The sequence below is a fragment of the Serratia sp. PAMC26656 genome (genome assembly GCF_016469055.2).
GTDB lineage: Bacteria > Pseudomonadota > Gammaproteobacteria > Enterobacterales > Enterobacteriaceae > Serratia > Serratia plymuthica.
Map to the genome: position 1 here is coordinate 5,273,367 of NZ_CP150486.1, position 25,043 is coordinate 5,298,409.

At 56.2% G+C, this 25,043-nt stretch carries 23 protein-coding genes; 11 read left to right on the top strand and 12 right to left on the bottom strand.

Features of this window, described 5'->3' with window-relative positions; translation table 11 throughout:
- Positions 1–17: 17 nt before the first annotated feature.
- The 9 genes from dam to pilM all read right to left on the bottom strand — a co-directional run bounded on the left by dam (position 18) and on the right by pilM (position 7,921).
- Positions 18–830 (bottom strand): adenine-specific DNA-methyltransferase, encoded by an 813-nt coding sequence (gene dam / locus JEM67_RS25760; protein ID WP_004951307.1) that lies wholly within the window; start codon positions 828–830, stop codon positions 18–20.
- Between the two features lie 319 nt (positions 831–1,149).
- On the bottom strand, positions 1,150–2,220 hold the full coding sequence (damX, locus tag JEM67_RS25765; RefSeq protein ID WP_199638538.1) for a cell division protein DamX: 1,071 nt from the start codon (positions 2,218–2,220) through the stop codon (positions 1,150–1,152).
- 158 nt (positions 2,221–2,378) lie between these two features.
- Positions 2,379–3,476, bottom strand: a complete 1,098-nt coding sequence (gene aroB, locus JEM67_RS25770; protein ID WP_199638540.1) for a 3-dehydroquinate synthase — start codon at positions 3,474–3,476, stop codon at positions 2,379–2,381.
- Positions 3,477–3,571: 95 nt separating this feature from the next.
- The gene (aroK, locus tag JEM67_RS25775) at positions 3,572–4,093 is read right to left on the bottom strand and encodes a shikimate kinase AroK (RefSeq protein WP_004391482.1); all 522 of its coding nucleotides are present in this window, start codon (positions 4,091–4,093) and stop codon (positions 3,572–3,574) included.
- Between the two features lie 348 nt (positions 4,094–4,441).
- On the bottom strand, positions 4,442–5,686 hold the full coding sequence (hofQ, locus tag JEM67_RS25780) for a DNA uptake porin HofQ (protein ID WP_199638542.1): 1,245 nt from the start codon (positions 5,684–5,686) through the stop codon (positions 4,442–4,444).
- The gene (locus JEM67_RS25785; protein WP_199638544.1) at positions 5,683–6,045 is read right to left on the bottom strand and encodes a DNA utilization family protein; all 363 of its coding nucleotides are present in this window, start codon (positions 6,043–6,045) and stop codon (positions 5,683–5,685) included. The genes hofQ and JEM67_RS25785 overlap by 4 nt, the downstream gene beginning before the upstream one ends.
- Entirely contained in the window at positions 6,038–6,559 is a 522-nt protein-coding gene (locus JEM67_RS25790; protein ID WP_199638546.1) for a hypothetical protein, read from the bottom strand. The genes JEM67_RS25785 and JEM67_RS25790 overlap by 8 nt, the downstream gene beginning before the upstream one ends.
- Positions 6,552–7,088 carry a PilN domain-containing protein gene (locus JEM67_RS25795; protein WP_199638548.1) on the bottom strand — a complete coding sequence of 179 codons (537 nt, stop codon included), beginning with the start codon at positions 7,086–7,088 and terminating at the stop codon, positions 6,552–6,554. The genes JEM67_RS25790 and JEM67_RS25795 overlap by 8 nt, the downstream gene beginning before the upstream one ends.
- Positions 7,088–7,921, bottom strand: coding sequence for a type IV pilus biogenesis protein PilM (pilM, locus tag JEM67_RS25800; RefSeq protein WP_013814838.1), 834 nt, complete (start codon positions 7,919–7,921; stop codon positions 7,088–7,090). The genes JEM67_RS25795 and pilM overlap by 1 nt, the downstream gene beginning before the upstream one ends.
- A gap of 122 nt (positions 7,922–8,043) precedes the next feature.
- Here pilM and mrcA point away from each other — a divergent pair, with 122 nt between their 5' ends.
- A complete protein-coding gene (gene mrcA, locus JEM67_RS25805) occupies positions 8,044–10,602 on the top strand; it encodes a peptidoglycan glycosyltransferase/peptidoglycan DD-transpeptidase MrcA (protein WP_013814839.1) in 2,559 nt (852 codons plus the stop codon).
- Between the two features lie 59 nt (positions 10,603–10,661).
- Here mrcA and nudE read toward each other — a convergent pair whose 3' ends face one another.
- A complete protein-coding gene (gene nudE, locus JEM67_RS25810) occupies positions 10,662–11,216 on the bottom strand; it encodes an ADP compounds hydrolase NudE (RefSeq protein WP_004951335.1) in 555 nt (184 codons plus the stop codon).
- 459 nt (positions 11,217–11,675) lie between these two features.
- Between nudE and JEM67_RS25815 the strand changes: the two genes are divergently transcribed.
- The 7 genes from JEM67_RS25815 to JEM67_RS25845 all read left to right on the top strand — a co-directional run bounded on the left by JEM67_RS25815 (position 11,676) and on the right by JEM67_RS25845 (position 18,577).
- Positions 11,676–13,811 (top strand): intracellular growth attenuator family protein, encoded by a 2,136-nt coding sequence (locus JEM67_RS25815; RefSeq protein ID WP_199638550.1) that lies wholly within the window; start codon positions 11,676–11,678, stop codon positions 13,809–13,811.
- Positions 13,812–13,907: 96 nt separating this feature from the next.
- Positions 13,908–14,588, top strand: a complete 681-nt coding sequence (gene yrfG, locus JEM67_RS25820) for a GMP/IMP nucleotidase (protein ID WP_013814842.1) — start codon at positions 13,908–13,910, stop codon at positions 14,586–14,588.
- On the top strand, positions 14,585–14,992 hold the full coding sequence (hslR, locus tag JEM67_RS25825) for a ribosome-associated heat shock protein Hsp15 (RefSeq protein ID WP_199638552.1): 408 nt from the start codon (positions 14,585–14,587) through the stop codon (positions 14,990–14,992). Before yrfG ends, hslR begins: the two co-directional genes overlap by 4 nt.
- Positions 14,993–15,017: 25 nt before the next feature.
- Positions 15,018–15,896, top strand: coding sequence for an Hsp33 family molecular chaperone HslO (gene hslO, locus JEM67_RS25830; protein WP_004951344.1), 879 nt, complete (start codon positions 15,018–15,020; stop codon positions 15,894–15,896).
- Between the two features lie 196 nt (positions 15,897–16,092).
- A complete protein-coding gene (gene pckA, locus JEM67_RS25835; protein WP_013814844.1) occupies positions 16,093–17,712 on the top strand; it encodes a phosphoenolpyruvate carboxykinase (ATP) in 1,620 nt (539 codons plus the stop codon).
- Between the two features lie 125 nt (positions 17,713–17,837).
- Positions 17,838–18,101, top strand: a complete 264-nt coding sequence (locus tag JEM67_RS25840; protein ID WP_013814845.1) for a FitA-like ribbon-helix-helix domain-containing protein — start codon at positions 17,838–17,840, stop codon at positions 18,099–18,101.
- A complete protein-coding gene (locus JEM67_RS25845; RefSeq protein ID WP_199638554.1) occupies positions 18,098–18,577 on the top strand; it encodes a type II toxin-antitoxin system VapC family toxin in 480 nt (159 codons plus the stop codon). The genes JEM67_RS25840 and JEM67_RS25845 overlap by 4 nt, the downstream gene beginning before the upstream one ends.
- A gap of 36 nt (positions 18,578–18,613) precedes the next feature.
- Here JEM67_RS25845 and envZ read toward each other — a convergent pair whose 3' ends face one another.
- Entirely contained in the window at positions 18,614–19,984 is a 1,371-nt protein-coding gene (envZ, locus tag JEM67_RS25850; RefSeq protein ID WP_199638563.1) for a two-component system sensor histidine kinase EnvZ, read from the bottom strand.
- Complete coding sequence (gene ompR / locus JEM67_RS25855) at positions 19,981–20,700, bottom strand: two-component system response regulator OmpR (protein ID WP_004709363.1); 720 nt, start codon at positions 20,698–20,700, stop codon at positions 19,981–19,983. Before ompR ends, envZ begins: the two co-directional genes overlap by 4 nt.
- A 407-nt stretch (positions 20,701–21,107) precedes the next feature.
- Here ompR and greB point away from each other — a divergent pair, with 407 nt between their 5' ends.
- The 3 genes from greB (at position 21,108) to feoA (ending at position 24,996) form a co-directional block, all read left to right on the top strand.
- Positions 21,108–21,581 carry a transcription elongation factor GreB gene (gene greB, locus JEM67_RS25860; protein ID WP_013814848.1) on the top strand — a complete coding sequence of 158 codons (474 nt, stop codon included), beginning with the start codon at positions 21,108–21,110 and terminating at the stop codon, positions 21,579–21,581.
- A 179-nt stretch (positions 21,582–21,760) separates the two neighbouring features.
- Entirely contained in the window at positions 21,761–24,085 is a 2,325-nt protein-coding gene (locus tag JEM67_RS25865) for a Tex family protein (RefSeq protein ID WP_199638565.1), read from the top strand.
- 686 nt (positions 24,086–24,771) lie between these two features.
- Positions 24,772–24,996, top strand: coding sequence for a ferrous iron transporter A (feoA, locus tag JEM67_RS25870; protein ID WP_004951370.1), 225 nt, complete (start codon positions 24,772–24,774; stop codon positions 24,994–24,996).
- Positions 24,997–25,043: the final 47 nt, after the last annotated feature.

The following is a 25,043-nucleotide window of genomic DNA, read 5'->3' on the forward strand; positions in this document are numbered from 1 at the left end:
CCGGGGCGTACCCCGGTTTAACGATAGAGCGCCAAAAGCTCGTTCACTTTACTGCGACCAAGAATATTACGGCTGATGGTGCGGCGCGCTTTTACCACGTACAGCGCGGCATGCTGGTACCAGTCACGCGTCAGCTCGGTGTCATGGTTGGAAATCAATACCGGCACCTGGCTTTCCACAGAAAGCTGATGCGCCATTAACGCCAGGCTTTGCTGATCGGCAATACTGAAGCTGTTGGTGTGGTAAGCGGTAAAATTCGCCGTCGCCGATAATGGCGCATACGGCGGATCGCAATATATCACTGTCCCGCGCTCGGCTTTTGCCATGGTATCGCGGTAATGCTCACAGACAAAAGTGGCGTTGCGGGATTTTTCAGCGAACCAGTACAGCTCTTCTTCCGGGAAGTACGGTTTCTTGTAACGTCCAAACGGGACATTGAACTCTCCACGCAGATTATACCGGCACAGGCCGTTATAACAGTGGCGGTTCAGATAGAGAAACAGCAGCGCGCGGCGATAGGCATCGGCACTGGTATTAAACTCTTCGCGCAGCAGGTAGAAGCGATCCGATTGATTGAACTCATCGGTGAAAAGAAGGCGGGCATCGCGCACGAAATCATCCGTACGCAGCTTAACGATGTTATACAGGTTGATAAGATCGCTGTTGATGTCGGCGAGAATATAGGCGTCGTACTCCGTGTTCAGGAAGACTGAACCCGCACCCACGAAGGGCTCGATTAAGCAGTCGCCCGCCGGCAGATGACGACGAATCTCGTCAACCAGCGGGTATTTTCCACCAGCCCATTTTAAAAAAGCGCGGTTTTTCTTCATGCCGTCAGTTAGCTACTTATACAATTCAGAGCGGCGGATTGTACTCTGTTTCAGACAGCACATCAGCGCACAAATTTAAATGATTATACCCTTCATCTTTCAAGCTGCAGCAATGTCGACTGCGTGCAGTTATTTGGCCTGTCCATGGGCCTACCCCTCTCGGAGCCACCGCAGGGGGCGGGCAAATCTGCTCACGGCAAACTTGCCACCCCCATCACCGTAGAGGCAAAAATCTTCGCCCCGCTTACTACGGCCGCAGCATCTACATCCCTACAATGCATGAAATCCATGCCCTGACTGCAGCTTGAAATCTATTGGGTTACTTTTTCAGGTCCTGCTGAACCTGACGTACAGGCTTGGCCCATGGCTTTTTCGCCTGAACATCCGCCGGCAGCGTCGCGATTGCGCGCTTGGCTTCAGCCGCAGAGGCGTAATTACCGCTCACCAGCACGTACCATGCTTTACCGTCACGCTGGGTCGCGTACACCTGATAATTCTGCAGTTTCTGCTGCTTGGCGTAGGCGTTCAACGTATCGGAACGCGAAGCGCTGCTCAACTGCAGGGTATAGTGGCTGGCCGGGGCAGACTGCAGCGAACTGCCGCTGCCGCTAACAACGCCCGCCTTGGCACCTGTCGTGTCCGCTTTGGCGCTCGTCGTGCCCGTTTTGCTGCTTGCCGCTCCCGGTTTGGCGGAAGGAGCCGGGGTATACACCGTGGTTGGCGCTTTATGCTGCTGCGTCGTCGCCGGTTTACTGACGGTTTTTGCCGGTGTCTTATGTTGCTGTGACCCAGTGCTCTGAACCGGGCGCGTTGCTTCTTTCGCTACGGTAGCGGCGGCGCCGTTCATCAGGGTGGCCGGAGCCGTAGGCAGCGTCGAAGCCGGGCCACTCATGCCCTGCGTCGCCGCGTCAACCTGGCCCTGCTGGGCGGATAACGCATCCGACATATTGCCCGGCAGATCGACACGCTGCTGCGCGCCATCTTGCGCCGGCTGCGGTTGCGCTTCTGTCGGCGTGCTGGAGATCGGTGGAACGCTGACGTTTTGCGGCTGTTGCGCAGAAGTGCTGCTCACGCCGTTATTGTCATTGGTATCGGTCGTGCCGCCTGGAACACCGGTATTACCGGCGGTCAGCGACGAAGAACCGGACAGGTTGATGTCTTTGGCCGCGCCGTTTTGCGCGGCTTCCTGTGTCGCTTCATGCTTGGTAGGCGCCTTCAACGCCGAGCCGATGCCGACAATCAGCAACAGCAGCACCAGAATACCGATGCCAATCATCAGGTGCTGACGCGAAACGGCGAAGCGTGGTCCCGGAGCTGGTTTACGCGAACGTGCAGGACGACGATCGCTGCTATCAGGTCTGAGATCGTCTTCCGGTTTAAACTCATCCATCTGAAACCCTCCAACTAGAGGCAAAAGCCCACCACCGTAGACCTACCGTGGTACGGGCAGATTAACCCGATGATGGCAAAGCGACATCAGTCATGCTTTGCACATTATTAATATAGATGTAAACAGCGGCTAAACCACTGTTACTTCGTCCGATTTACTCAGGCATTCCGTTCAGGCAAGCAAGCTGCGATAGAAGCAAGCACCACATCATGCCCAACTCCGCCACGAACTTCCGCCTGACCAATGGCCGTCGGCAGTACCAGACGCAGTTCGCCGGCCAACACTTTCTTGTCGCGCATCATGTGCGGCAAATAAGATTCCGGCGCCATTTCCTGCGGCCCGCACACCGGTAAACCAGCGCGCAACAACAGTGTTTTAATGCGTTCAATATCGTCGGCGGAGAACTGGCCGAGACGATGCGCGGTTTCCGCCGCCATCATCATGCCGGCAGCAACGGCTTCACCGTGCAGCCATACACCATAGCCCATTTCTGCTTCAATCGCATGGCCATAAGTATGGCCCAGATTCAGCAGCGCGCGCAGACCGCTTTCGCGTTCATCAGCGGCAACCACCTCGGCCTTCAGCTCACAGCAACGGCGGATACAATAGCCCAGGGCTGTCATATCCAGCGCAACCAACGCATCGATGTTGTTTTCCAGCCAGACGAAGAAATCACTGTCGAGAATGATCCCGTACTTGATCACTTCAGCCAGGCCAGAGGAGAGCTCACGCGCCGGTAAGGTTTTCAGGCAGTCCAGATCAACCACCACTGAAGCAGGCTGATAGAATGCGCCGATCATGTTTTTACCGAGCGGATGATTGACGGCGGTTTTACCGCCAACGGAAGAGTCCACCTGCGAAAGCAAGGTGGTAGGAACCTGAATAAAGCGGACACCGCGCTGATAGCAAGCCGCGGCAAAACCGGTAAGATCGCCCACCACGCCGCCGCCGAGCGCGATCAAAGTGGTATCGCGACCGTGAGGCTTTTGCAGCAGCGCCGAGAACACCTGCTCAAGCACGGCAAGGGATTTATACTGTTCGCCATCAGGCAGAATCACCTGATCCACCATTACGCCCGCCTGCTCAAGCACCTTCCGGACCCGGTCCAGATAGAGCGGCGCCAAGGTTTGGTTGGTGACCAGCATGACCTGTTCACCCGCCTTTAGCGGCATAAAAGAAGCCGGATCGTTAAACAATCCGGCGGCTATGGTAATCGGGTAGCTGCGCTCCCCAAGCGTTACGGTAATTCTCTCCATGTCGCGCTCAGTTCTCAATGTGTGGTTTATCCCCGCTGTTGCGGGGAACACAATCAGTCTTTCCGCATTTGCCGTGGCGAACACGGAAACCGCAATCAGTTGCTTTCCAGCATATTGATAATCTGGTTGGCAACCACTTTAGCGCTTTGATCGTCGGTGCGGATGGTGACATCTGCAATTTCTTCGTATAACGGATTGCGCTCTTTCGCCAACGCTTCCAGCACTTCGCGCGGAGGAGAATCAACCTGCAGCAACGGACGCTTTTTGTCGCGCTGAGTGCGGGCCAACTGCTTCTCGATGGTGGTTTCCAAATAAACCACGACACCGCGCGCCGACAGACGGTTACGCGTTTCACGCGATTTAACCGAACCACCGCCGGTAGCCAGCACAATCCCTTGCTTTTCCGTCAGTTCATTAATGACTTTTTCTTCACGATCGCGGAAACCTTCTTCACCTTCCACGTCGAATACCCAGCCCACGTCAGCTCCGGTACGTCGCTCAATTTCTTGATCGGAGTCGAAGAACTCCATATTGAGTTGCTGAGCTAACTGACGGCCAATAGTGCTTTTGCCGGCACCCATAGGCCCAACCAGAAAGATATTGCGTTTCTCTGCCATGTTTTTGGTATTACTAAGACTATTCGTTAATGTTAACCCGCCCCGCCAATCAAATCAGCGGCGGGACCTAAACTGAAACCTCATGAGCGATAGTGCGAGATCAGACGGAAAATTATCTCAACACTCTTGGTAGTTTGGCAACCGAATAAATCGCAATCCACGCCGCAGGAGGGAAACCATACGTTTTTAACGGCGTCTTGGCGTTAACAAAAAACCTCGGTGCTCAATTCGGTAACCCTTGTAAGCTAAATCGGCCGCAGCGTCAAACGCAGATGCCCCCAAGGTGAGAAAAAAGTGCATCTGCTCATCAACTTTAGGCGATTTCCACCGAACCTGACAGCTTGCTGCTCATGCCTTAATCAATGTCGGAGTAATGAATATCACCAGCTCGCGTCGTTTATGCTGTTTGGTGCTCTGTTTGAACAAGGAACCCAGCAGTGGAATATCCCCGAGCCCCGGTACCTTGTCCGCCCCCTGAGCGCTCTGGCGCTGAAATACGCCGCCCAATACAATGGTTTCACCGTCTTTCACCGTCACCTGGGTTTTGATCTCCTGCTTATCGATCGCCAGCGCCTCGCCGGCTGCCCGGGTGATTGAACGCCCAGGCATGTTCTGGCTGATTGTCAGCGTCAGAGTAATGCGGCCGTTCGGCAAAATTTTCGGCGTCACTTCCATGCCCAGCACCGCTTCCTTGAACTCCATTGATGTCGCCCCGCTGTTGCCGCTACTCACCTCATAGGGGATTTCCGTTCCCTGTTTAATGCTGGCGGTTTGCTGATGCGCAGTCAGCAAACGCGGGCTGGCGATGATTTCTACCTGGTTCTCTTGCTCGAGCGCCATTAACTCAAGGTCCAGCAGACGCCCGCCGATGCGCGCCAGGTGGAAACCGGCATTGACCGCGCTACTCCCCAGCGGCAGACTCACGTTAAAGTCCCCCATCCGCAATGGCTTTGCTGCACCTTCATCCGGGGCCAAACCCCAACGCACGCCGAGCTCGCGCAAACTCTCACTGTTGATGGTGACGATATGCGCCGCCAGCTGTACCTGCGCCAATGGCGCATCCATTTCCGCAATGCGTTTGGTTAATAACGCCACGACCGAGGCGGTATCGCGGATCAGCAACGCATTAGTGCGTTTATCCGCCACCACGCTGCCGCGCTCGCTCAGCAAAATACTGCCCTGGGCATTCAGATTTTCGGCAATCTCAACCGCATCTGCATGATTTAACGTCAAGGTTACGCTTTGCAGCGGCTGCTTTTGTGCCAAAGCCAACAGTTGTCGTTGTTTTTCCTGTTCATCCGGTTCGGGAAACACCATCATGACGTTGCCTTCCAGCGTCATCGACAGTTTTCCCATACGCAGGATCACCGCCAGCGCTTGCTGCCAGGGCACGTTATCCAACCGCAACGTCAGGTTGCCGCCCACGCCAGTCGCGGTGACCACATTGAGTTGTTGATAATCCGCCAGCGCCTGCAATACCAGGGTTACCGGGGCGTCCTGAAACGCCATCGATATCGGTTCCTTGTTCTGTGTCGCCATGCCGGCGGCAGCAATACCCCACAACACCGCGCCCAGCCAAGTGCCTCCTTTCATTTTTTTTCTTCCTTATGGTTTCCCAATGTCAGCACCAGGGTATTGTCAGCCGCCGGACAAGCCGGATCTTCAGGACCTGCTTTCAACACCAACCGCCCCTCAAACACCTGTTCCACTCGCCAGCGCCCGCCCAGCAGGCTTTGCCGAGACGCTAAACGCAACCACTGCCCTGCGGGCGTGACCACCCAGGCATGGCGCGACGCTGCCTGCCCGACGGTGCCCTTCAAAAGCCAGTTTGCCGGCGATTCTCTCTGCGTCAGGCAATCAGACACGGGTGGCGGCATAAAGGGATTGCGCGGTTGCGCCATCAACGCCCACGGCAGCAACAGCCACCAAACCCCGTAACCTTTTTTATTCATCTGCGTTTACCGGAATGACGTCTGCCGGTGCATCGAGTAAAGCGAAGTGCGCTGTCAGCCCTTCACCCTGCGCTTCAAGGGTCATGTGATCGATGCGAAATGCGGGAGGCAACGCCTCCAACAGCAGTAGTAAACCGCCGTAATGCATATGAATGCTCAGGGTTTGACGCTGGGGTTTCTCCTGCTGCTGCCAGCGTTGCAATGCAGCACCCGCCAACTGCAGCACTTGCGTCAAATCGCCATGAGCGGCGGGCTTGAGCGTATTCTGCTGCAGGCGAAGATTAATCTCCTCCAACGTTGGCATCTGGGCCAGTTGCTGTCTTAACGGCTCAATCTGCTCAATCAGACGCTGTTGCTCCGCCAATGTGCGCTCCCGCTGCTGCCATTTGCCGTGCAGAAAAAATATGCCGAACAGCAAAGCCAGGCAGCCCAACACCAATCCTTGCGCAACCAGCACCTTCCAACCCGGCAGGTTCAGCCAGTGCCTTGTCCAGAGCGGCAACGGCTTATCCATTCAGCCCCCATTGCGCCATCAGAGTGAATGAAAACAGGCCATCCTGGCGCTGTACCACGTCCGCCAGCCGGCAGCGCTGCAATAGCGGCAGTGCCGCCAACTGCTGCTCAAACTGAATGACAGCCCCATATCGGCGGCTGAGGCCCCGCAGCGTGATATTTTGTGCGTTGCTTTCCAAGGAGGTAAGCCACATCGGCGCAGGAAGAATGACCGAGAACTGCTGTAACAGCTGCAGATAACGCCGGTTGTGCACCTGGTTCTTCCCCTGCTGATCCGCCTGCGCGGTTAAGTGAGCCAAACGCGCCATCGCCTGCTGGAGACGCTGATAATGCTCCGCCAACGCCGCCTGTTGCCGGGACAGCGCCGACAAAGCCTCATGCCGCTGTGTTTGTTGATAACTCATCAGGACAAAAACAACCGCCATTGCCGCCAGCATCAACGCCAGTTGCAATACGAAAATTCGTAACCAGAAGGCACAGCGGCGGCGCTGGGCCAGCCTGCGCCAGGGCAGAAGGTTAACCTGATACATCAGCGGTCCCCGCTGCGCAGCGCCAGCCCCCCGGCCAACACAAATGCCCCCGGCAATCGGGGCAACGGGGGCCGCAATTGGTTGAACGCGCTGAACGGTGACCATGGCAAACACCCCTGCGGAGGCGGCTCGTCCACCACGCTGCTGTAATAAATCGGATGCTCACCGATTGACGGGCAGGCTGCATGCATCGCCGCCAGCGCCTGGCTAGCATCGCCCTCCGGCAAAATGCCATAGGCAAAGGCCGTGCGGCGCGGGGCGGTCCATAGCCACTCCCGATCGAGGCGGTGCAGCAAACCGGCTTCAGCCGGTACGCCTGCGGCAAATGCCATCATGTGCAAGGCACAAGGAGTGATGTCGACCACCTGCGGCCGTAAATTGGCCTGACGCAAACAATGCAGCCACTGCTGCAACTCTTGCTGACGCGCGGCGGTGAGCAACAAAGCGGCAGAGTCAGGTGGAGATTGGCGATAGTCCAGCGCCAACGTCTGGCTATCCAGCGGGAACTGCTTCAGGCCCTGACGGGTAATATAATCACCGCGCGCCGGCTCTTTCAGCCTGGCATCCGGCATCGGCATCAGATGCTGCAAAACTCGCTGGGCAGGCAAAGCAATGCGTAAGCAAATATGTCTTGGCAACTGGACCCGCCATTGCCGCAGCGCGTGAGTCAGCACCTCGGGCTGTTCGAGACTCCCCTCGCGCAGCACCGCTTGCGGCAACGTTTGCTGCCACCAGTGACGCAGTTGCCAACCGTTGCGGCGGCGCTGTGCCGCCAGGGCGCAAATGCGGTTACTTTGTATATCCAGCCCCACCTGCCATGCTTGAGATAACATATTTCGCCCGACCTCCATATCGTCAGATGATAAAAGAACATATCCATGTTGCAGGCTTGCCTTTATACTACCGCGCGGTTGTTTATAAACTGCCCAAATGACATGAAAATGGGAAATCTCAGGTGAAGTTCGTAAAGTATTTACTAATCCTTGCAGTGTGTTGCATCGTGTTGGGGGCAGCCTCGATTTTTGGCTTGTACAAATATGTCGAGCCGCAGCTGCCTGACGTTGCAACGCTGAAAGACGTACGGCTGCAGATACCGATGCAGGTTTACAGCGCCGATGGCGAACTGATCGCCCAATACGGTGAAAAACGTCGTATTCCGCTGAAGCTGAACCAAATTCCGCCGGTCATGGTGCATGCGTTTATCGCCACCGAAGACAGCCGTTTCTATGAACATCACGGCGTCGATCCGGTCGGTATCTTCCGTGCCGCCTCTATTGCACTGGTCTCCGGCCATGCGTCACAGGGGGCGAGTACCATTACCCAACAGTTGGCGAGAAACTTCTTTTTAAGCCCGGAACGCACCCTGATGCGCAAGATCAAGGAAGCCTTCCTGGCGGTACGCATCGAACAGATGCTGACCAAAGACGAAATCCTCGAGCTGTATCTGAACAAGATCTACCTGGGTTACCGCGCTTACGGCGTGGGCGCTGCAGCGCAGGTCTACTTCGGCAAAGACGTCAGCCAACTGACCTTGAGCGAAATGGCAACCATCGCCGGCTTGCCTAAGGCGCCATCAACCTTCAACCCGCTTTACTCGCACGATCGCGCCGTGGCTCGTCGCAATGTGGTGCTGTCGCGCATGCTGGACGAGCATTACATCACCCAGGCTCAGTACGATCAGGCCCGTGGCGAAGATCTGGTAGCCAACTACCATGCGCCGGAAATCAACTTCTCCGCACCCTATCTCTCCGAGATGGTGCGTCAGGAGATGATCAAGCGTTACGGTGAGAACGCCTATACCGACGGCTACAAGGTCTATACCACCGTCACCAAAAAGTTGCAGTTGGCGGCGCAGGAGTCGGTACGTAACAACGTGCTGGCCTATGACATGCGTCATGGCTACCGCGGCCCGTCCAACGTGCTGTGGAAAGTAGGTGAGGCGGCCTGGGATCAAAAACAGATCGTCGATTCACTGAAAAACCTGCCGAATTATGGCCCGCTGGTGCCTGCAGTCATCACCCAAGCGGCCGCCGATGAAGCAACGGCCATGCTGTCCGATGGCAGCAATGTTGCCTTGCCAATGGCCACCATGCGCTGGGCGCGGCCGTTCAAGTCCGACACGCAGCAAGGCCCAACGCCAAAACGCGTGACCGACGTGGTGCAGGCCGGCCAGCAGGTGTGGGTACGCAAGGTGAATGAAAACTGGTGGCTGTCACAGGTACCGGACGTCAACTCTGCGCTGGTGTCGATCAACCCGAATGATGGCGCCGTTAAAGCGCTGGTCGGCGGGTTTGACTTCAATCAGAGCAAGTTCAACCGCGTTACCCAGGCGCTGCGTCAGGTCGGCTCCAACATCAAGCCGTTCCTGTACACCGCAGCGATGGACAAAGGCCTGACCCTGGCCACTATCCTGAACGATCTGCCGGTCACCCGCTGGGATGCCGGTGCCGGTACTGACTGGCGGCCGAAGAACTCACCGCCAACCTACGACGGCCCTATTCGCCTGCGTCAGGGGTTGGGACAATCGAAGAACGTAGTGATGGTGCGCGCCATGCGTGCAATGGGTGTCGACTACGCGGCGGAATATCTGCAACGTTTCGGTTTCCCGGCGCAAAACATCGTGCACACCGAATCGCTGGCGCTGGGCTCGGCTTCGTTCACCCCGATGCAACTGGTGCGCGGTTATGCGGTACTGGCGAACGGCGGTTATCTGGTCGACCCGTATTTCATCACCAAAATCGAAGATGAAACCGGCAATACCGTGTTTGAAACCAGACCCAAAGTGGTCTGCGACAGCTGCAATCTGCCGGTGATTTATGGCGATACCCACCGTTCCGCCGTACTTTCCGACGATAACGTCGAAAACGTCGCGACGTCGCAGGAAGGCGGTAACGGTAACGTACCGATGCCGCAACTGGAACAGGTTACGCCGGCTCAGGTGCAGCAGGATGGCGATCTGCAATATGCGCCGCATGTAATCAGTACCCAGTTGGCGTTCCTGATGCACGATGCGCTGAACAGCAACATCTTTGGCGAACCGGGTTGGATGGGAACAGCCTGGCGCGCCGGACGCGATTTGAAGCGGCATGATATCGGCGGTAAAACCGGGACCACCAACAGTTCAAAAGACGCCTGGTTCTCCGGCTATGGCCCCGATACCGTCACGTCGGTCTGGATTGGTTTCGATGATCATCGCCGCGACCTCGGCCGTGCAACGGCTTCCGGCGCCATCGAAGATCAAATCTCCGGCGGTGAAGGCGGTGCGAAAAGCGCGCAACCGGCATGGGATGATTTTATGAAAATCGCGCTGGAAGGCATTCCTGAGCAAAAAGTCACCCCACCACCGGGTATTATCAGCGTCACCATCGACAAAAGCAGCGGCAAGCTTTCTGGTGGCGGCGGCGGCAGTCGCTCCGAATACTTTATCGAAGGTACTCAGCCGACAAGCTACCCGACGCGGGATACCGGCACTACGTTGACGGACCCCGGCGGCGAAAGCCACGAGCTGTTCTAATGGAAAAGGGCCAGAGAAATCTGGCCCTTTTTTTATCGACGGAGATAGGGGATTTATGTCTATCGCGAGCCGCGTAGAAATGCCTCGGTGAGGAACAGTGCACTGACATTGCGCGCCTCGCGGAAATCAGGCTCCGCCAGCAATGACATCATGTCGGCTATCGGCCAACGCACCTGCGGCAAGGGTTCAGGCTCATCGCCTTCCAGGCTCTGCAGATAGAGATCGTTCGCCAACACAATATTCATTTTGCTGGAAAAATAGGACGGCGCCATGGTCAGTTGGCTGAGGAAATCGAAGCGTTTGGCGCCAAAGCCCACCTCTTCCATCAGTTCGCGGTTGGCCGCCTCCAGCACGCCCTCTCCCGGGTCGATCAACCCTTTGGGGAAACCCAGCTCGTAAGATTCGGTACCCACCGCATATTCGCGGATCAGCAGCAGGTCGTCGCCAATCACCGGGACAATCATCACGGCTTCCCTTTCTGAAGGTCGCATCCGCTCATACACCCGCCGTACACCGTTACTGAACTCCAGATCGACCGACTCAACGTTAAATAAACGCGAACGTGCGACCGTTTCCACTTTCAGAATTTTAGGTTTTTGCAGGTGTTTATCCATGATTGCCTCAAATGAGTTATCCGGCGGTGCGCCACAGCATCAGAGATGATGGCGCGGATAACCAGAATAATGATTGGCGTGGCGCAGATGCGCTCAAACGCTGACCAAATTCGATCTTGATCACATTGTGCGTTAATGAGAACCTTTGTCGCAACGAGCACAAGCTGTAATTTACTTTTTTTTAACAAGCCTAGCCAGCTACCCGCCGATTTTCTGTACCCATTCAGCAAAAAGAGAGCATTAAAATAGGATAATGCCGATATCGACTGCTGCCCCCGGTTGCTATCATCGCGTAGAGGAGACACGGCAACCGAGCAGATATATTGCATCGATAAATGAGATCGCGACAGAAAATCTGTTCCTCCCTCATTGTTCTAAGTGCCTGCTGGCCGTTTACTCCGTATAATATTCAACGTTTCATCAGGTTGGTGAGGTTCACGGGTGCAAGATGGGGATAGCATGAGCACAATAGCGTTGATATTGGCCTTAGTGCTTGCCTGCCTGATTGCCGCCGGCCTGTATCTTTGGTTTAAAGCCCGCAATCAGCCGATGCTGACACGTGCCCTGCCCTTTATCAAACCCACGCACCGCAAGCTGTCCGGCGAAGAACGCATGGCTGTTGAACATTATCTCAGTCTGCAGAATATGCTCAGCAACAAACTGTTGCCCGGCAGCAGCCCGTCGCTGCCTTCCGCCAAACTGGCGCTGACCCCACAGAGCGATAACGTTTATCCCGTCACCCACGCCATTACTCGCTATGGGCTGGCCAGCGATGAACCCAATAAGTGGCGCTATTATCTCGATGCCGAAGAAGTGCATCTGCCGCCGTTCTGGGAGCAATACATCAGCGCCGATAACCACGTTGAAGTGATAAAAACCCAGACGCTGCCCCTGGTCATTTCACTCAATGGGCATTCGCTGAAAGATCATATCCACGATCGGCCGCAACCGCCGGTAGTGACGGCAACGCCAACCAAAAACGCCTCGATCCGCAAGGAAGAAAGCGAGCACATCGAGTTGGTGAACATCCGCAAGGAAACCCCCGAAGAACACACGCTGAATCGCCCGAACGGCATCAAGGAAGCCGGCATCATCTCCGCCGCCCTGCTGTTGCTGTTTTTCAGCCTGATAAGCCCGGTGTTGGTCATTCCCTGGATGATTTTCGTCGCCGTACTGACCATCGCCTGGGGCTGCTGGAACCTGTTCCGCCAGCCGGCCGCGCGTGAACTGAAAGAGGTGCACTGCCTGCGTGGCACCCCAAAACGTTGGGGACTGTTTGGCGAATCCAATCAGGGGCAGATAAGCAACATCTCGCTCGGTATCATCGATCTGATTTACCCACCGCACTGGCAGCCTTACATCACCCAGGATCTGGGGAAAACCACCGACGTAGATATCTATCTTAACCGTCAGGTGGTGCGTCAGGGGCGGTTTCTTTCCCTGCACGATGAGGTGAAAAACTTCCCGCTGCAGCAATGGGGCAAAAACGCGGTTCTGATGGCCAGTTCGTTGCTGATACTGGTGTTACTGCTGACCTATATCCCGCTGAGCCTGCCGCTGAAGCTGAGCACGGCCTGGCTGCAAGGCGCGCAAAAAATTGAGGTGACCAATGTGCAAGCGTTGGAAGGCACAACCTTGCGCATCGGGGACCAGTTGAAAGCCCAGGGTAACGGCATGTGTTATGTGCCACCGCTGACCAACGGCACAAACGCCTCCAACTTTATGCCTTTCGATTGCTCGGGGATTTACTGGAACACCGCCGCACCGCTGCCGCAACCGGAGTCGGAAGTCATCGACAAGGCCTCGGCGTTGCTGGCGGCAGTGAATACCCAGCTGCATCCTGAAGTTGCCGAACAGAAGCTCAACCCGCAACTGGCCAGCGCAATTGAAAAGTCGGGCATGATACTGCTGGATGATTTTTCCGGTATCGTGCTGAAAACGCAGGATCTGTGCCAAGCGGAAAATGACTGTGTCCGGCTCAAGAATGCGTTAGTGAACCTGGGCAACGTCAAAAACTGGAATACCCTGGTGAAACGAGCCAAATCAGGCTCGCTGCAAGGGGTTAACGTCCTGCTCCGGCCGGTGAGCGCCGAATCGCTGGAAAGCCTGACCAAAGTTGCCGCCTCCTCGTTCGTGTACAACGAAACCCGGCAGGCCGCAGCGGCGCTTAACAGCCCGCCACCGGGTGGCTTCCTGATCAGCAGCGATGAAGGCAAACAGTTGGTGAACCACCCACAGCCGGCAGTGCCGTTAAACGAATACAATGCGCTTGAGCAGTGGAATGAATTGCAACGCCTTGCCGGCATGTTGTTGCATACGCCATTCGAAGCCCAGGGCGTCATCACCAACATCAGCGTCGATGCCAACGGCACCCGCCACATCGCGCTGCATAGCGAACCGGATATGATCACCCTGTGGCGCTATCTGGGCACCAGCCTGCTGTTGCTGGCGGTCATGGTCATTCTGGGTTACAACGCCTGGCGGTTCGCGCAGCGTTATCGCCTCAACCAGCACCGTATCGCCGATATCCAGCGCTACTACGAAAGTTGCTTTAACCCGCAGCTCACCCCAATGTCATTGCGGCCGATGGCCTGAGTCACTCGCCGATTTCGGCCCTGTCATCAGCTTATGCTACGCTAACGCTATTATCCTTATCCTGCGGACCGCCGACGGTTCGCCTATGGAGTTTTCATGGTTCCCGAGTTTGACTGGCATGAGATCGACACCGTCCTGCTGGATATGGACGGCACCCTGCTCGATCTGGAGTTCGACAGCCATTTTTGGCTGCGTCTCGTGCCACAGGCATTAAGCGAGCAACGCGCTATCCCGCTCGACGAAGCAAGCCAGATTATTCATCAGGAATATGTGGCGGTGCAGCACACCATGAATTGGTACTGCTTCGATTACTGGAGCGAACGGCTCGATCTGGACATTTATCGCATGACCAGCGAAGTGGGCAACCGCGCCCGTCTGCGCGAGGATACCGAGCCCTTTTTACAGGCCTTACGCGCGGCTGGCCATCAGACTATTTTGCTGACCAATGCCCATCCGCACAGCCTGGCGGTAAAAATTGAGCATACCGGTTTGGATCGGCACCTTGATTTATTGCTTTCCACCCACACATTTGGTTATCCGAAAGAAGATCAGCGTTTGTGGCAGGCCGTTCAGCAGCACACCGGTTTTGATCCGCAGCGCACGCTGTTTATCGATGACGGCGAGCCTATTTTGGACGCCGCCCGCAGTTTTGGCATTCGCTACTGCCTGGGCGTACAGAACCCGGATTCCAGCATGGCGGAGAAAACCTTCCGGCACTATCCGTCGATGCGCGACTACCGCCTGTTGATACCGGCGCTGGAAAAGGGCAAACGATGAAAGAAAAAGCAACGCGGGACGACGCGGTCCGGCTGGACAAATGGCTCTGGGCGGCTCGTTTCTATAAGACTCGCGCGCTGGCGCGGGACATGATCGACGGCGGCAAGGTGCACTACAACGGACAACGCGGCAAGCCGAGCAAAATTGTCGAGATCAATGCAGAGATCAGACTGCGCCAGGGCAATGAAGAACGCACAGTGATCGTGCTGGCCATCACCGGTCAACGGCGCGGCGCCGACGAGGCGCAGCAAATGTATCAGGAAACCGAGGCCAGTATCGCCAACCGAGAGAAAATGGCGATCGCGCGCAAGATGAATGCGTTGACCATGCCGCACCCGGACCGCCGTCCGGACAAGAAAGAGCGGCGCGACCTGATTAAATTTAAATTTGGTGAGCAGGAATAAGCCCTCACCGCAATGAGAGAAAACTATGTCCAACCATGACCAATTGCACCGTTACCTGTTTGAAAACTACGCGGTGCGCGGTGAGCTGGTTACCGTCAGCGAAACCTATCAGCAGGTACTGAACAATCACGACTACCCGGCGCCGGTACAAAAGCTGTTGGGTGAACTGTTGGTCGCCACCAGCCTACTGACGGCAACCCTGAAGTTCGACGGCGACATCACCGTGCAAGTGCAGGGCGACGGTCCACTGAAGCTGGCGGTGATTAACGGCAACAATCGCCAGGAAATGCGGGGCGTGGCGCGCGTACAGAGCGACATTGCTGACGACAGCACGCTGCATCAGATGATTGGCAACGGCGTCATGGTGATCACCATCGCGCCTACCGAAGGCGAACGCTATCAGGGCGTGGTCGCGCTGGAAGGCGAAACCCTGGCCGAATGCCTTGAAGCCTACTTCCGTCAGTCCGAGCAGTTGCCAACCCGCCTGTTCATTCGTACCGGCGAGTCAGAGGGCAAACCGGCTGCGGGCGGTATGCTGTTGCAGGTACTGCCGGCGCAAGACGGCAATGCCGATGATTTCGATCATCTGGTGCAACTGACCAACACGGTGAAAAGCGAAGAACTGTTCGGCCTGCCGGCCAATGAGGTGCTGTATCGCCTGTACCATCAGGAAGAAGTCACCCTCTACGAACCGCAGGACGTGATCTTCCGTTGCACCTGTTCACGCCAGCGTTGCGCTGACGCCCTGATTACGCTGCCGGCCGAAGAAGTGGCTCAAATGCTGGAGCAGGACGGCAATATCGATATGCACTGTGACTACTGCGGCAATCACTATGTCTTTGACGCAGTGGATGTTGCAGCACTGTACACCGGTAATACCGGCGAAAGCGAACAGTTGCACTAAGTAACACCTCGCATCGGCGGGTGCACCCTGCACCTGCCGGTTTTCCCCGTTTGCACGCTTGCTTTTTTCCGTGGACTATCTCTCAGATCGTAACGAAAAACCGCCTAAAACGTTAATTATTTGATACCTATCGCGGTTACGCGCTGCTGAATCCCTACAATTGGCGCCAGAAATTCTGTGACCAAGGAGTAGTGACATGCGTGTTAAAGGTATAACCCCTCAGGAGCTGGCCGCTTATGGCATTCATAACGTCGGCGAAATCGTTTACAACCCGAGTTATGAACTGCTGTTCAAGGAAGAAACAGACCCGTCTCTGGAGGGTTTTGAACGTGGGGTCGTGACCAAGTTGGGCGCCGTATCCGTCGACACCGGTATTTTTACCGGCCGTTCCCCGAAAGATAAATACATCGTCCGTGACGACATCACCCGCGACACCGTCTGGTGGGCCGATCAAGGTAAAGGCAAAAACGACAACAAACCCCTCAGCCCTGAAATCTGGGCAGACCTGAAACAGCTGGTCACCACGCAGCTCTCCGGCAAACGTCTGTTTGTAGTAGATACTTTCTGCGGCGCCAACGCCGACTCCCGTCTGAAAGTGCGCTTTATCACTGAAGTAGCCTGGCAGGCACACTTCGTGAAAAACATGTTCATCCGCCCGTCTGACGAAGAGTTACAGGATTTCGAGCCGGACTTCGTGGTGATGAACGGCGCCAAGTGCACCAACCCGAACTGGCAGCAGCAGGGTCTGAACTCGGAAAACTTCGTCGCGTTCAACCTGACCGAACGCATGCAGCTGATTGGCGGCACCTGGTACGGCGGCGAAATGAAAAAGGGTATGTTCTCGATAATGAACTACCTGCTGCCGTTGAAAGGCATCGCTTCCATGCACTGCTCGGCCAACGTGGGTGAGAAAGGCGACGTGGCCGTGTTCTTCGGCCTGTCCGGCACCGGCAAAACCACTCTGTCCACCGATCCAAAACGCCAGTTGATTGGCGATGACGAACACGGCTGGGATGACGACGGCGTATTTAACTTCGAAGGTGGCTGCTACGCCAAAACCATCAAATTGTCTGAAGAAGCCGAGCCGGAAATCTATCACGCCATCAAGCGCGATGCGTTGCTGGAAAACGTTGCCGTGTTGGCAGACGGCACCATAGATTTCAACGACGGTTCAAAAACCGAGAACACCCGCGTTTCCTACCCGATCTACCACATCCACAACATCGTCAAACCGGTTTCCAAAGCGGGTCATGCCACCAAGGTGATTTTCCTGACTGCGGACGCCTTCGGCGTGTTGCCACCGGTCTCTCGCCTGACCGCGAACCAGACTCAGTACCACTTCCTGTCCGGTTTCACCGCCAAGCTGGCCGGTACCGAGCGCGGTGTGACCGAGCCAACACCGACCTTCTCCTCTTGCTTCGGCGCAGCTTTCCTGACGCTGCACCCAACGCAGTATGCTGAAGTGCTGGTAAAACGCATGCTGGCCGCCGGCGCACAAGCCTACCTGGTGAACACCGGCTGGAACGGCACCGGCAAACGCATCTCCATCAAGGATACTCGCGGCATTATTGACGCCATCCTCAACGGTGAAATCGATAAAGCAGAAACCATTACTCTGCCAATCTTCGATCTGGCGATGCCGACCTCACTGCCGGGCGTCAACCCGGATATCCTGGATCCACGCGCTACCTACGCCAACCCTGAACAGTGGCAGGAAAAAGCGCAGGATCTGGCCGAGCGTTTTATCACCAACTTCGACAAGTATACCGATACGCCTGCGGGCGCAGCGCTGGTCAGCGCCGGTCCAAAACTGTAACCTTCTCTTTTTACAGCTTCAGCTAAGGCGTGGATTCCACGCCTTTTTTTATTTTGACGGTTGTTTTTTAGCCAGACAAGCGAGATGATAATGCAGTGCAATCATTGACAGCAAAGGAGATTTCAATGGCTACCATAACCGTCAGAAATCTGGACGATGACATAAAGGAATTGCTGCGTATTTCGGCAGCGAAAAACGGCCACTCCATGGAGGAGGAAGCACGCATGATTTTGAAGCAGGCTCTGGTGAAAAAACCACCGCGCTATGGGCTGGGAACGCGTATCCATCAACATTTTGCCGAGTTGGGTGGCGTTGAGCTGGAGATCCCACCGCGCGATAAAACCCCGGCGCGCATTGTCACCTTTGACGATGATGATGACCAGGTATGATCATTCTCGATACTAACGTGGTTTCTGAACTACTGCGTCCAGCCCCTCACTACAATGTTTTAAAATGGCTGGATGAGCAGGATACCTACGAATTTTATCTCAGCGCGATCGTGGTTGCAGAACTCTATACCGGCGTTGCCTGTATGCCCGAGGGTAAAAAGCAGACTGAATTGCAAAACAATCTCAGCACAATGCTGCAAGAAGAGTTCGTAGAAAGGATTTTGCCCTTTGACGCCGAGTGCGCCATATGGCATGCGGAATTAATGGGTGCCAATCGCCGTCGGGGCACGACCGTCAGCATTCTTGATAATCAGATAGCCGCAACATGCCTGCATTACGGCGCTACCCTGGCCACGCGTAACACCAAGGACTTTATACACAACGGTGTCACCCTCACCGATCCCTGGTTAATGGGGCATACTCGTCGCCTGCATGAAGAAGCGGCGGAATACTACGTGATGAGCAGAAAACCCTGACGAGGCCGCAGCGAGGCGGCCTTCTGTCAGCAGATATCATGCGTTCTCTTTCGCCGCCTGATGCCCATTGGCCGACTCTTTTTTCTCCATCGGCAACGGAATATAAGCCCTGATCAACAGCCCGCCGCGTTCGCTGGTGCCAATATCCAACGCGCCGTGATGGCCGTCGATAATGCGCTGCACGATCGCCAGGCCAAGCCCGGTTCCGCTGGTGCTGCGCGCGCTGTCGCCGCGGACAAACGGCTGCAGCAGGTGTTTCAGCTCTTCAGGTTTGATGCCCGGGCCGTCGTCCTCCACCTGGAACCAACCGCGTTGCAGTTCACGCCCGCTACTGACCTTGATCCAGCCGTTACCGTAACGCGCCGCATTCACCACCATGTTCACCGCCGCACGCTTAATCGACAGCGGATGCACATTCATCATCAGTTCACCCGGCGCAATGGCGGTTTCGATAACCCGCTCATAGCCGCTCTCGGCCGCCACGACTTCGCCCAGAATCGAGTTCAGATCGCTGAGCTCGGTTTGCATCTCCTGGCCGGTACGCAGATAGTCGATAAACTGCTCGATGATGGCGTTGCACTCTTCGATATCTTTATTGATCGACTCCGCCAGATAGCCATCTTCGGTGCTCATCATCTCGGTCGCCAAGCGGATACGCGTCAGCGGCGTGCGAAGATCGTGACTAACGCCGGCCATCAGCAGCGTGCGGTCGTCGGCCAGTTGCTTGACGCCCGATGCCATCTGATTAAAGGCCCGCGTCACCGAACGCACTTCCGAAGCGCCGTATTCACGCAGCGGCGGCGGGATAATGCCTTTGCCCACCTGCAAAGCCGCGTGCTCCAACTCCACCAGCGGGCGGTTCTGGATGCGGATAAACAGCCAGGCACCGCCGATAGCCAGCAGCATAATCGCCAGGGTATAGCGGAACAGCGGCGAGAAATCGCCCTGGTGAATTTCAGTGAGCGGAACCCGCACCCAGATATCAGGTTGCAGCCAGGTTTTCAGCCACACCACCGGGGAGTTCTTGTTCACTTCCACCCGTACGTCGGTCGGCCCGCCGAGCTGCTGCGCCATCTGTTGGCTGAGGAATTGATAGTGCTGCGCCCAGCGCAGCCCGCTCTCCTCAGCCGCCGAGTTGGTGTACAGGGAAATCCCCAACTCACGGTAAATCTCACGGCGAAACGCCGGCGGTACTTCCAGCAATGTGCCATCTTCCAGCTGCAACCGATCGGTCATCAGCATACGCACTTCGTAGGCCAATACCTTGTTGAACTGCTGCAAACTGGGCAGGATGGCGAAGTTCAGCACCACCAGATAGGTCGTCACCAGGCTGACGAACAGCAAGGTGACGATCAACAGCAGGGTTCGGGCAAACGAGCTACGCGGTGAAAAGCGCAATCGTCTCATGCCTTGCTGCCGTCCGGGACGAAGACGTAGCCAAGACCCCAAACGGTCTGGATATAGCGTGGATGTGCCGGATCTTCTTCAACCATGCGGCGAAGACGGGAAATTTGCACGTCGATGGAGCGTTCCATCGCGCTGTATTCACGGCCGCGCGCCAGGTTCATCAGCTTGTCGCGCGAAAGCGGTTCACGCGGATGGCTCACCAACGCCTTCAGGACCGCAAACTCACCGCTGGTCAATGGCATAGGCTCGTCTTCGCGGAACATTTCACGGGTGCCCAGATTCAGTTTGAATTTGCCGAAGGCAATCACCGCTTCTTCCTGCGAAGGCGCGCCTGGCAGTTCGTTGGCCTGACGGCGCAATACCGCACGGATGCGGGCCAGCAGTTCACGCGGGTTGAAAGGTTTTGGGATGTAGTCGTCGGCGCCGATTTCCAGCCCAACGATACGGTCGACCTCTTCGCCTTTGGCGGTCACCATGATGATCGGCATCGGGTTGCTCTGGCTACGCAGACGGCGGCAGATGGACAGCCCATCTTCACCCGGCAACATCAGGTCCAGCACCATCAGGTGGAAAGATTCACGAGTCAGCAAGCGATCCATTTGCTCAGCGTTGGCGACGCTGCGAACCTGAAAACCCTGTTCGGTTAAATAACGCTCTAAAAGCGCACGCAGGCGCATGTCATCATCGACGACCAGAATCTTATGATTCTCTTGCATTGTATTACTCCCAAAGGCTTTATTGCCTGACGTGAATATTGTTAAAAAACCCTGTCATTTCGGACAGCGTTTAATGGTATATATTCTAGACGAAATTGTTACAAAGCTTATTCTTTTGCCCATTTATCAACAATTTTCATCAAAATGCCGGCGACGGTTCGTCAAAATCCCGATATTTTTAGACTGAATTTGGGATAACGCCGTTAATCGACCAAGGGCGATGCCCCATAAATTTCAAGTTGCGGCCGGGCGGCTGGTTCGGCAGTGTAACTCAGGCGAGGCGATAAAAAACGTCAGCGGTCGGCAATTTTGCGAGCCGATGCTTTATTGAGCGCTAATTGCATCCAGCAACGCCAAGCCAAAGCACCGTCATGCAACCTTTGATATCCCCATAAAGGCAGAAAACAATGAGAACGCAGCTGATAACCCGTGAGGGTTACGACAAGCTCAAGCAAGAGCTGGACTTTCTCTGGCGTGAAGAGCGACCGGAGGTCACCAAGAAAGTGACCTGGGCCGCCAGTCTCGGCGACAGAAGTGAAAATGCCGATTACCAGTACAACAAAAAACGATTGCGGGAAATCGATCGCCGCGTCCGCTACCTGACCAAATGTCTCGCGCAGTTGAAGATTGTCGACTATTCGCCGCAGCAGGAAGGCAAGGTGTTCTTCGGCGCCTGGGTGGAAGTGGAAAATGAGAATGGCGAGAGCAAGCGCTTTCGCATTGTGGGCTACGACGAAATTTTTGGCCGCCGGGACTACATCTCCATCGATTCGCCGATGGCCCGCGCCCTGCTGAAAAAAGAGGTGGGGGATGCCGCCACCGTCAACACCCCGGTGGGCGATGCGCTGTGGTATGTGAATGAGATCGAGTACGTGAAGTAAGATTCGGTTTTTTCCGAGCGGCCGCGCAGGTGGCCGCTGTCCCGCGGAACTTGCGGCAGCGGCCCCCCGCGTAACCTCGGCGCATCGGGCAAAGACGGGCAGCGCCACTGGCATTTTTGCCGATCAATCCGTATAACTGTCCCCCTGTTTCCTAACCGTTCTCAACAGATACCAGACCTATGAATGACCCACTGAGCCGCATTATTGCAACAGAACTGCAGGCCCGGCCGGAGCAAGTTGACTCCGCCATCCGTCTGCTGGATGAAGGTAATACCGTGCCTTTTATCGCACGCTATCGTAAGGAAGTCACCGGGGGCCTGGACGACACCCAACTGCGCCAGCTGGAAACCCGCCTGGGTTATCTGCGTGAACTGGAAGACCGCCGTCAGACCATCCTCAAATCGATCGACGAGCAGGGTAAACTGACCGAACAGCTGGCGGGGGCGATCAACGCCACGCAAAGCAAGACCGAGCTCGAAGACCTCTACCTGCCGTACAAACCCAAACGTCGTACCCGTGGCCAAATCGCTATCGAAGCCGGTCTGGAGCCATTGGCCGACATCCTGTGGCAGGATCCGCAGCAACAGCCGGAACAGTTGGCCGAAGGCTACGTTGACGCCGACAAGGGCGTGGCGGATGTCAAAGCCGCCCTCGACGGCGCGCGTTACATCCTGATGGAGCGCTTCGCCGAAGACGCCGCGCTGCTGGCCAAGGTACGTAACTACCTGTGGAAGCACGCACACCTGGTGTCCAAAGTGGTGGAAGGCAAAGAAGAAGCCGGTGCCAAGTTCCGCGACTACTTTGATCACCATGAACCTATTGCCCAGGTGCCTTCACACCGTGCATTGGCGATGTTCCGTGGCCGCAACGAAGGCGTGTTGCAGTTGGCGCTGAACGCCGATCCGCAGTTTGAAGAAGCCCCGCGCGAAAGCCAGGCGGAGCAAATCATCATCAGCCACCTCGACCTGCGCCTGAATAACGCCCCGGCCGACGCCTGGCGCAAAGCGGTGGTCAACTGGACCTGGCGCATCAAGGTGCTGTTGCATCTGGAAACCGAATTGATGGGCACGGTGCGCGAACGCGCGGAAGACGAAGCCATCAACGTTTTCGCCCGTAACATGCAAGATCTGCTGATGGCCGCACCGGCCGGCATGCGCGCCACCATGGGCCTGGACCCCGGTCTGCGCACCGGGGTAAAAGTGGCGGTGGTGGATGCAACCGGCAAGCTGGTTGCCACCGATACCGTCTACCCGCACACCGGCCAGGCCGCAAAAGCCGCCGCCATCGTCGCCGCGCTGTGCATCAAACACAAAGTGGAGCTGGTTGCTATCGGCAACGGCACAGCGTCGCGTGAGACGGAGCGTTTTTACCTTGAATTGCAGCAGCAGTTCAGCGACGTCAAAGCGCAGAAGGTGATCGTCAGCGAAGCCGGCGCCTCGGTGTATTCCGCCTCCGAACTGGCGGCGCTGGAATTCCCGAACCTCGACGTCTCGCTGCGCGGGGCCGTCTCCATCGCCCGCCGTTTGCAGGATCCGCTGGCCGAGCTGGTCAAAATCGACCCGAAATCCATCGGCGTCGGCCAGTACCAGCACGACGTCAGCCAAAGCCAACTGGCGAAAAAACTGGACTCGGTGGTGGAAGACTGCGTAAACGCCGTCGGCGTCGATCTGAACACCGCCTCAGTGCCGTTGCTGACCCGCGTGGCCGGCCTGACGCGCATGATGGCGCAGAACATCGTTACCTGGCGTGATGAAAACGGCCGCTTCAGCAACCGCGAACAACTGCTGAAAGTCAGCCGCCTGGGGCCGAAAGCCTTTGAACAGTGCGCCGGCTTCCTGCGCATCAACCACGGCGACAACCCGCTGGATGCCTCAACCGTTCACCCGGAAACCTACCCGGTGGTCGAACGCATTCTGGCCGCCACCCGGCAGGCGCTGCAGGATTTGATGGGTAACCCGGTGGCAGTGCGCAGTCTGAAGGCCAGCGACTTCACCGACGACAAATTCGGTGTACCGACGGTCACCGACATCCTGAAAGAGTTGGAGAAACCGGGCCGCGATCCGCGTCCGGAATTCAAAACCGCCACCTTTGCCGAGGGCGTGGAAACCCTCAACGATCTGCAGCCGGGCATGATTTTGGAAGGTTCGGTCACTAACGTCACCAACTTCGGCGCCTTTGTGGATATCGGCGTACATCAGGACGGCTTGGTGCATATCTCCTCGCTGGCGGACAAGTTCGTCGAAGATCCGCACACCGTGGTGAAAGCCGGCGACATCGTCAAAGTGAAGGTGATGGAAGTGGATCTGCAGCGTAAGCGCATCGCACTGAGCATGCGTCTGGACGAGCAACCGGGTGAAGGTTCGCCACGTCGCGGTGGCGGCAATGCACCGGCGAAGGATGCCCCATCCCGCGCGCCGGCCAATAAGGCCAAACCGCGCAACAGTTCACCGGCCGGCAACAGCGCCATGGGTGATGCGCTGGCTGCGGCATTCGGTAAGAAATAGCAGGTGAACGGCACGGCCGGGGCGAATACATTCGCCCCTGTCACTGGTGCAGTGTTGCATACGGAAAGACCAAAGGTACACAGGGCGGAGCCGGCTCCGCCCTTTCTCAAAAAATAGCGTCGCTATTTTTTGACCCGCCTCAATAAACCCGCTTATTTTTCCTGAGCGATAAATGCCCGGTTTTTAAGCCTGAAAATAACGTCGAATCCCGGTTCATTAACACCGTTATTAACATGGCGTTTTCATTTTGGCATTTCCCAGCGAAACACAAATGGTTAGCGCTCGTATTCCGCAGACAAGATGTTACCGAATAAAACGCCGGCTCGCCGCCACACCGTCTAAAAACCACTCAATCTGTCGTTAAGTTTTGCAAATCAGAAAAAATCGCTGCAATTACGTAACTGATTTAACTCGCCATTCGCATTTGCACCCCTGCAGACCAGGTGATAGAAATAAAGGCATCAGGCAATCCGATCGCTAAGTGTCGGTGCTATAACCGTTGGTTACCAATACCCCTACTTTTTGTATTGAATACGATAACTATTCTCACTATTATTGCGTTGCGTGTTCACTGCATTACCTCATGGATTGAAAACGTCGGCAGCCTGCGATCCTCATCGCGGCGCTTCGTCTGGAACGTTCTTTTATCGTCATCGGCCCAAGACCAGGGGCTCTGAGAAGGTTATATGCATCTTCAACCTAAACGCTCTTATAAAATTGCCGGTTTCTCCAATGACATCGGCCCGGCCTATCGCCAGAAACTGTTATCGCTCGGCATGCTGCCTGGCTCATCGTTCGAGGTGGTGCGCGTCGCGCCGCTGGGGGACCCGATAGAAATAAAAACCCGCCGCGTCAGCCTGGTGCTGCGCAGGAAAGATTTGGCCCTGATCCTGCTCGACGGCCAATCCTGACTCTGCGCCCTCTTGCCCCGGCCGCGCCCCACCGCCCGGCTCAATGT

What these genes read in the sequence shown, in the direction of transcription:
- dam (WP_004951307.1), bottom strand. Translation starts at nt 830, where the DNA reads ATGAAGAAAAACCGCGCTTTTTTAAAATGGGCTGGTGGAAAATACCCG.
- damX (WP_199638538.1), bottom strand. Translation starts at nt 2,220, where the DNA reads ATGGATGAGTTTAAACCGGAAGACGATCTCAGACCTGATAGCAGCGAT.
- aroB (WP_199638540.1), bottom strand. Translation starts at nt 3,476, where the DNA reads ATGGAGAGAATTACCGTAACGCTTGGGGAGCGCAGCTACCCGATTACC.
- aroK (WP_004391482.1), bottom strand. Translation starts at nt 4,093, where the DNA reads ATGGCAGAGAAACGCAATATCTTTCTGGTTGGGCCTATGGGTGCCGGC.
- hofQ (WP_199638542.1), bottom strand. Translation starts at nt 5,686, where the DNA reads ATGAAAGGAGGCACTTGGCTGGGCGCGGTGTTGTGGGGTATTGCTGCC.
- JEM67_RS25785 (WP_199638544.1), bottom strand. Translation starts at nt 6,045, where the DNA reads ATGAATAAAAAAGGTTACGGGGTTTGGTGGCTGTTGCTGCCGTGGGCG.
- JEM67_RS25790 (WP_199638546.1), bottom strand. Translation starts at nt 6,559, where the DNA reads ATGGATAAGCCGTTGCCGCTCTGGACAAGGCACTGGCTGAACCTGCCG.
- JEM67_RS25795 (WP_199638548.1), bottom strand. Translation starts at nt 7,088, where the DNA reads ATGTATCAGGTTAACCTTCTGCCCTGGCGCAGGCTGGCCCAGCGCCGC.
- pilM (WP_013814838.1), bottom strand. Translation starts at nt 7,921, where the DNA reads ATGTTATCTCAAGCATGGCAGGTGGGGCTGGATATACAAAGTAACCGC.
- nudE (WP_004951335.1), bottom strand. Translation starts at nt 11,216, where the DNA reads ATGGATAAACACCTGCAAAAACCTAAAATTCTGAAAGTGGAAACGGTC.
- JEM67_RS25815 (WP_199638550.1), top strand. Translation starts at nt 11,676, where the DNA reads ATGAGCACAATAGCGTTGATATTGGCCTTAGTGCTTGCCTGCCTGATT.
- yrfG (WP_013814842.1), top strand. Translation starts at nt 13,908, where the DNA reads ATGGTTCCCGAGTTTGACTGGCATGAGATCGACACCGTCCTGCTGGAT.
- hslR (WP_199638552.1), top strand. Translation starts at nt 14,585, where the DNA reads ATGAAAGAAAAAGCAACGCGGGACGACGCGGTCCGGCTGGACAAATGG.
- hslO (WP_004951344.1), top strand. Translation starts at nt 15,018, where the DNA reads ATGTCCAACCATGACCAATTGCACCGTTACCTGTTTGAAAACTACGCG.
- pckA (WP_013814844.1), top strand. Translation starts at nt 16,093, where the DNA reads ATGCGTGTTAAAGGTATAACCCCTCAGGAGCTGGCCGCTTATGGCATT.
- JEM67_RS25840 (WP_013814845.1), top strand. Translation starts at nt 17,838, where the DNA reads ATGGCTACCATAACCGTCAGAAATCTGGACGATGACATAAAGGAATTG.
- JEM67_RS25845 (WP_199638554.1), top strand. Translation starts at nt 18,098, where the DNA reads ATGATCATTCTCGATACTAACGTGGTTTCTGAACTACTGCGTCCAGCC.
- envZ (WP_199638563.1), bottom strand. Translation starts at nt 19,984, where the DNA reads ATGAGACGATTGCGCTTTTCACCGCGTAGCTCGTTTGCCCGAACCCTG.
- ompR (WP_004709363.1), bottom strand. Translation starts at nt 20,700, where the DNA reads ATGCAAGAGAATCATAAGATTCTGGTCGTCGATGATGACATGCGCCTG.
- greB (WP_013814848.1), top strand. Translation starts at nt 21,108, where the DNA reads ATGAGAACGCAGCTGATAACCCGTGAGGGTTACGACAAGCTCAAGCAA.
- JEM67_RS25865 (WP_199638565.1), top strand. Translation starts at nt 21,761, where the DNA reads ATGAATGACCCACTGAGCCGCATTATTGCAACAGAACTGCAGGCCCGG.
- feoA (WP_004951370.1), top strand. Translation starts at nt 24,772, where the DNA reads ATGCATCTTCAACCTAAACGCTCTTATAAAATTGCCGGTTTCTCCAAT.